1 protein-coding gene is annotated in these 268 nt (G+C 61.2%); it reads right to left on the bottom strand.

Features of this window, described 5'->3' with window-relative positions:
• A partial coding sequence (locus SAY88_RS25120) for a hypothetical protein (protein WP_332635151.1) occupies window positions 1-248 on the bottom strand: 248 nt, incomplete at its 3' end.
• Window positions 249-268: the final 20 nt, after the last annotated feature.

The following is a 268-nucleotide window of genomic DNA, read 5'->3' as shown; positions in this document are numbered from 1 at the left end:
GCTCGCCGCGCCAACACTGGATCAATCTCGACTCCCAATGCCGCGACGTTGTCAGGGATCGCGGCCAGGAATCTGCCCTCACCACAGGTCGGCTCCAACACAAAGTCGTGAGGGCCTAGGGCTGGTAGATGTTGGCGCACAAGCGCATCGGCGGCCCATGCCGGTTTTGGAAACTGTCCAAAGGCGCGGGCACGAGCATCGCCATTCCCGCCTGGGACCGGCTTTTCGAACAGGGCCAGGTCGTCCATCAATCCCCCTTTTGTTCAAA

The organism is Halalkalibacter flavus, assembly GCF_036663575.1.
Taxonomy (GTDB): domain Bacteria; phylum Bacillota; class Bacilli; order Bacillales; family Bacillaceae_D; genus Halalkalibacter; species Halalkalibacter flavus.
This window is presented reverse-complemented; position numbering and strand designations above follow the sequence as displayed.